Consider the following 291-nt stretch of genomic DNA (forward strand, 5'->3'; position numbering starts at 1 on the left):
GATGAAGCGGGTCACCGGGTCTGGCGCCAGCCGCCGCAAAGCCTGTATGGATTGCGGCTGGGCATGTTGGGAGAGAATCCTGAATTCAATCCGGGCTTAAAATATGCAGGCCAGTGGTTGGACGACGAGAGCGGGCTGGTCTACAATCGGTTCAGGTATTTTTCGCCGGTGGCGAGTGTGTACCTGATGCCGGATCCGTTGGGATTAGTGGGTGGGAAAAATCCGTATGCTTACGTATCAAATCCGACGGGTTGGATCGATCCGCTAGGATTAACTCCTTGTTCTGATTCT

General features: G+C 54.0%; 1 protein-coding gene. It reads left to right on the plus strand.

Translation table 11 applies throughout. The features are described 5' to 3' along the window. A partial coding sequence (locus tag Xedl_RS20160) for an RHS repeat-associated core domain-containing protein (protein ID WP_143187530.1) occupies window positions 1-291 on the plus strand: 291 nt, incomplete at both ends.

Source organism: Xenorhabdus eapokensis (assembly GCF_001908105.1).